Annotated in this window: 5 protein-coding genes; 3 read left to right on the top strand and 2 right to left on the bottom strand. The window is 52.6% G+C overall.

All coding sequences use genetic code 11. The annotated features are described in order from the left end of the window. On the bottom strand, positions 1–1077 hold a 1077-nt coding region (locus tag HN413_13490), incomplete at its 3' end, for a hypothetical protein (protein ID MBT3391410.1). Between the two features lie 26 nt (positions 1078–1103). Further along, positions 1104–1457, bottom strand: coding sequence for a hypothetical protein (locus HN413_13485; GenBank protein ID MBT3391409.1), 354 nt, complete (start codon positions 1455–1457; stop codon positions 1104–1106). Between the two features lie 123 nt (positions 1458–1580). On the opposite strand from HN413_13485, the gene HN413_13480 reads away from it, so the two are divergent. From HN413_13480 to HN413_13470, 3 genes are all read left to right on the top strand, one after another. Continuing rightward, on the top strand, positions 1581–2234 hold the full coding sequence (locus HN413_13480) for a YigZ family protein (protein MBT3391408.1): 654 nt from the start codon (positions 1581–1583) through the stop codon (positions 2232–2234). A gap of 9 nt (positions 2235–2243) precedes the next feature. Next, on the top strand, positions 2244–4049 hold the full coding sequence (locus HN413_13475) for an ABC transporter ATP-binding protein (GenBank protein ID MBT3391407.1): 1806 nt from the start codon (positions 2244–2246) through the stop codon (positions 4047–4049). 112 nt (positions 4050–4161) lie between these two features. Continuing rightward, positions 4162–5951 (top strand): ABC transporter ATP-binding protein (locus HN413_13470; protein ID MBT3391406.1); only part of this gene is annotated, 1790 nt, incomplete at its 3' end.

Below are 5951 nucleotides of genomic sequence, written 5' to 3'. Positions count from 1 at the left end.
CGCCATGAGCAGCGCGAAAAAGCCTGCCACCCAGCGCCAGCGGCGCAGCAGACCTGTAAGCAGGTCTTTACGCATGCCCTGGACGGTCAGAACAGCACAGAAGGCCAGCGCCCAGGCCAGGAGACCCCAGAGCAGGGCATAGGGCAGAAAGGCCTTGAATTCGCCGCCCAAGGTTAATTGCGGAGACAACGCCAGGGCGTCGTTAATCGCCGCCCAATAGCGCCGTAAGGCCATCGCTACAGGGGCCAGGGCATTTCCCAGCGGATCATTAAGTGTATTCACCTGAGCAGAGATAATCCCCTGAAGAAGCATGAAAAATGTAATAAAACCCGCGGGGATTACCGACCAGGGATAACGCTCCCTAAGCTCGCTGGCGCGCTTGTAGAGCAAAGCTGCCAACAGAAAAATTAATAGAAAAGAGATAATCACAAACGTGGGATAGCCTGAATCGATGCGGAAGTAGAACGCCGACAACTCCGCCAGGAATAACGACAATAGCAGCGTGACGATCAAATAGTATATGGTGTGCCCATATTTCCGGGCCAGGTGCGCGGCTCCGTGCCATACCAGCAGAAACGAGAAAGCCCCCAACCAGAGCATACTACCCACCAGGAGACTGTGCGGGAAAAAATTATCCAGCGTGGCGCCCCAACTGGCCCCGGATTGCAGTAATAAATCTACTTTCGTCGCTACGCTTCCTTGCAACCAGATCATTGGCGAAAGATAACTCACCAAGGCCGGGCCAAAATCGCGCAGCAAATTGGTAGCCAGATAAATCAGCGCAACGGAAATTAAATATAACAAAATCATCAACGCCGGATAGGCTAACCACGAATAACGCTGGAAAGCCTCCCGCGCCAACATCCGAAGGAAAAAAACCACGACCAACCCAGCCAAACATACCAAAAAGACGGCTTCGCCGCGTCCGGTGAGCTGCATGGCAACGCCAAAGTAGGCCAGCAATAGATCAATGGCGGCAACACTTACCAATAGCGCCACCCCGGCTAGAATCCATTTGCGCCACACATCAATGCGGCGGATGGGTTTATACGATTTTGATGAGTAGCTTGAAGTCATAATTCAACTCCACTTGCGCGCAATGCTCAAGACTGGCTTGCAGGCATGGTATCTCTGAATTTCAATTTGTAAGCTCGCTCACTGGTTTCCATCGGTTCCCAGCCCTGATCGCAGAGGGCGCGAAACATCCACCAGGCCAGGCGGCGGTACTCGTCCTCATCGTCCATGGCTGTAATCCGAATCACATGCACGATATCAGAGATGTCAGTATGGCGTGTTATATCCACCTTCTTAAGTTTTTGATATTGAACCGAACGATTGATAGCACGGATCACCATCTCCAGGGTCTCTGGATCGGTGCATTTGGCCTTCAATTCATCCTGCGAGGCCCAGATGTGGATGTACTTATAACGAATGACGTTCATACCCGATGGCAGCATAGCGGTAGCTCCTTGCAAATCCTGAACCAATCATACAACAGGATGGATTGGAATTCAACAGCAAGAGTTACAAGCCCGACAGTTAAACTGGTAGAATAGGGACTTGCCCACAAGGACAAACTCATGCCCCGCTATCTCATCCCTGCCAAAAAAACGCGCCGAGAAATCCAGGTTTCGAACTCACGCTTCATCGCCACCATCGCCCCTGCCTTCAGCGTGAACGAAGCAAAAGCATTTATTCAGCGTGTCAAAGATGAATTTAGCGATGCTTCACACAATGTTCCCGTTTTTATTATCGGGCATGGCGCATCGGTAACCGCGCATAGCAATGATGACGGCGAACCTTCTGGAACAGCAGGGCGGCCTGCGCTGGCAGTGTTGCAAGGCAGCGACCTGGGGGATGCGGCGGCTGTCATCACCCGCTACTTCGGCGGCAGCAAACTTGGCACTGGCGGCCTGGTACGTGCCTATAGCGAGGCGATACGCAGTGTACTTGAAGTGCTGCCGCGGGCAGAGAAAATCGCCACTTGTACCTGCCAGATCACCATGCCTTATGCCCTGTTTGAGCGCGTGCGCCTGCTCAGCGAGGCGCATCACGGCATCATCCGCAATGAAATTTTCGCCGCAGAAGTGACTGTCACAGCCGAATTTGCCACAGCGAAATTCGCTGATTTCCAGCAAGCCCTCAAAGAGCTTTCACATGGCAGCCTAACATCAAAGATCATCGCCACAAACGAAGCCGCCATTATGCCAGTGGGCAGCTTTCCAGATCATTAATCACCATAAATGAAATCAAAAACAACCACCCAAGATTTACGCACAATTCTCACCGATAAACCGCTGATCGGCTTGTTCCGATTAATGCACGACTATCGCTTGATTTATTTGATCGCCACACTTAGCCTGGGCGTGGCCGCGGCAGCCCGAACAGGGACTTATTACCTGCTAGGGCAATTCGCGGATAATATCATCTCGGAGAATGCCAATACCGATGGGCTGCCGCTGCTCGCACTTGGATTTGTAGGGCTGGCAGCCGTGACCGGAGCGTTTACCTTCCTCAGTGGAATGCTGGCAGCATATACATCCGAGAATATTGCGCGCCGGTTGCGCAACTTCATCTTCGACCACATCCAGCGCCTGAGCTTCACCTACCACGACCAGACCAAAACTGGCGAACTCATCCAACGCGCCACTTCCGATATTGATGCTGTGCGGCGATTTTTTTCCGAGCAGTTCATCGGCGCGGGGCGCATTTTTTTGCTCTTCTTTGTTAATCTGATTGCCCTGTTGCTGCTCAATTGGGAACTGGCGCTGTACTCGATTGTAATCGTGCCTTTTACGATCATTCTCTCGGTATTTTTCTTCAAACGTGTTTCAAAAGTTTACGAAAAATATCAGGAGCAAGATGCCGCCCTCTCAAATGTGCTGCAAGAAAATCTCACTGGCGTACGCGTGGTCAAGGCCTTTGCCCGCCAGAATTTTGAACGCGAGAAATTCGATAGCGAAAACTGGGAAAAATACCAGCGCGGCCGCCGTCTGCTAATGATGCACGCGCTCTATTGGCCGGTTTCCGATATTCTCACCGGCGGGCAAATGCTGGCGGGGTTCGTAATTGGGGCGCTGATGGCCATTCGCGGCGAAATTACGCCCGGAACCTATTTGGCTTACGCGGGCATGGTTATCTGGATTATCTGGCCGATTCGCAATATGGGCCGCCTGATCGTACAAATGTCTACCGGGATGGTTTCATTTCAGCGCGTGACCGAGGTCATCCGCCAGGAACGCGAACCCCTGGACACCGGCGACTACATCCCCGAGGGGCGTGTGCGCGGCGAAATCACTTTCAAGGATGTTTCATTTGCCTACGAAGATGGCAAGCCGGTGCTGGAGCATATCAGTTTCACCTGCGAGCCAGGTCAGATCGTCGCTCTTCTCGGCTCCACTGGCTCCGGAAAAACTACCATCGCCAATTTGCTGCCGCGTTTTTATGATTACAGCGGCGGCAGCATCCTGCTCGATGGGGTAGAACTCAGCCGTTATCCGCGTCAATTCCTGCGCAGCCAGATTGGCATTGTCGAGCAGGAGCCGTTCCTGTTTTCGATGTCAATTGGCGATAATATTAGCTACGGCATTGACCGCGCGGTCCCCGATGAAGAAATTATTGCCGCGGCCAAAGCTGCCGCGGTTCACGATTCAATTCGCCATTTCCCCAAAGGCTACGAAACGCTGGTGGGCGAAAAAGGCGTCACGCTCTCTGGCGGGCAGAAACAGCGCACGGCGATCGCACGCACGATCATTAAAGACCCGCGTATCTTGATCCTGGATGATGCCACGTCCTCCGTAGATATTGAAACCGAGGCCGAAATCCGCGCCGCTCTCGAACGCCTGATGAAGAACCGCACCACCTTCATCATCGCCCATCGCATCCAAAGCGTGATGATCGCCGACAAGATCGTCGTCCTCGATAAGGGGCGCATCATCCAAATGGGCACCCACAAAGAATTGCTGCAACAGGAGGGCACATATCAAAAGATATTCGCCATTCAAACGCAAATCGAAACCGAACTTGAACAGGAAATTGCTAACGCGTGAAATAATTTAACGCAAAGTCGCCAAGATGCGAAAAGGCAAAGGATAAATATAAAAAAACCTGCGCTGCTTTGCGCCCTTGCGTTAAAAATTTTCAACGGAACCAAATACAGTCATGACTACAACCACACACTTCGAAGAAGAAGAATTCTCCACAACATTTAACGGTCAAACCGTATTGCGCATCCTGAGCCAGATCAAAGAGCATTGGCTGTGGGTAGTCGGTTTTGTGCTTATGATCATGCTCGTCTCATGGCTGGATTCGTATTTCACGTTTCTAAGCAAGCGCATGATCGACGAAGGCATTATTGCAAAAAATATCCCGGCGCTGAGCAGCATTGCCACGCGCTACGGCTCCCTGATTGTCTTGCAAGCGCTGGGCGTTTTTGGCTTCATCTATCTCACCGGTGTGCTGGGCGAACGCGTGCGCTACGACCTGCGCAAAAAGTTATTTGCGCATCTGCAAGAACTCTCGTTGAGCTATTACAACCACACCCCCGTAGGCTGGATTATGTCGCGCGTCACCTCCGACGTGGAGCGTGTTGCCGAGTTGGTCACCTGGGGGCTGCTCGACACCACCTGGGGTTTGATGAATATCATCACAGCCACTTATTTTATGATGCGCATCAATTGGCGGCTGGGTTTAATTGTCTTCACGCTCATTCCCGCGCTGGTCATCATCGCCGGGCGCTTCCAGAAGAAAATCATCGTTGAGTTTCGCAAGGTACGCAAAATCAACTCCAAAATCACTGGAACCTACAACGAAAATATCACCGGCGTGCGCGTGGTAAAAGCCTTTGGGCGCGAAGCCCGAAATATGGATGAATTCGGCGACCTCACCGGCGAGATGTACCGCGCCGGGTATCGCGCCGCCTGGCTCTCGGCGCTTTTCCTGCCCACTGTGCAAATTATCAGCGCCATAGCCCTGGGCAGCATTGTCTGGTATGGCGGGCTTCAGGCTTCGGTTGGCGGCATGACCATCGGGGGGATTCAGGCTTTTATCTCGTATATTGTTTTTATGATTTGGCCGATTCAGGAAATGGCGCGCGTCTACGCCGAGATGCAGCAATCGGTGGCTTCAGCGGAACGCATCTTCTCGCTGCTCGATGCTACCCCGGAGGTGGTCGACAAGCCCGAGGCGATTTCACCCCCCAGCATTCGCGGCGACATCCGCTTTGAAAATGTGGATTTCTACTACGATGATAATGAAAATGATCCCGTGCTGAAGGATTTCAATCTGCACATCCGGCAAGGCGAAACCATCGCTCTGGTAGGACCAACCGGCGGCGGCAAGACTACCATTATCAATCTGCTGGGACGCTTCTTTGAACCCTCGCGCGGGCGCATTCTGTTCGGCGAACACGATTATAAAGATTTCACCCTGCAATCTATCCAATCCCGTTTAGGGGTAGTCTTGCAAACGCCGCACCTGTTCTCCGGCTCGGTAATGGAAAATATCCGCTATGGCAAACTGGACGCCAGCGACGAAGACATACTTGCCGCCGCCAAACTGGCAGGGGCACATGAATTCATCGAAAAATTCGATAAGGGCTATCTGGAAGAAGTCGGCGAGGGGGGCAATCTGCTCTCGGTGGGTCAGAAGCAACTCATCAGCCTGGCACGCGCCGTCCTGCGCAAGCCGGAAATCTTCATCATGGATGAAGCCACCAGTTCGGTAGATACCCTCACCGAGGCGCTTATTCAAAAGGGCATGGAAAACCTCATGCGAGGCCGCACCAGTTTCGTGATCGCCCACCGCCTATCCACCATCAAGCGCGCCGACCGCATTCTGGTCATTGAGGCTGGTAAAATTGCCGAAATGGGCACCCACACCGAATTACTACAAAAATGCGGGCATTATTATCGCCTGTATACTTCACAATTCCGTAGCGAATTGGAGCGCGA

This window comes from Chloroflexota bacterium, assembly GCA_018648225.1.
Taxonomy (GTDB): domain Bacteria; phylum Chloroflexota; class Anaerolineae; order Anaerolineales; family UBA11858; genus NIOZ-UU35.
Note: the sequence above shows the minus strand (reverse complement) of the source record. Positions and strands in the feature narration are given on the sequence as shown.

Coding starts and splice junctions, on each gene's coding strand:
- HN413_13480 (MBT3391408.1), top strand. CDS start 1,581: ATGCCCCGCTATCTCATCCCTGCCAAAAAAACGCGCCGAGAAATCCAG.
- HN413_13485 (MBT3391409.1), bottom strand. CDS start 1,457: ATGCTGCCATCGGGTATGAACGTCATTCGTTATAAGTACATCCACATC.
- HN413_13475 (MBT3391407.1), top strand. CDS start 2,244: ATGAAATCAAAAACAACCACCCAAGATTTACGCACAATTCTCACCGAT.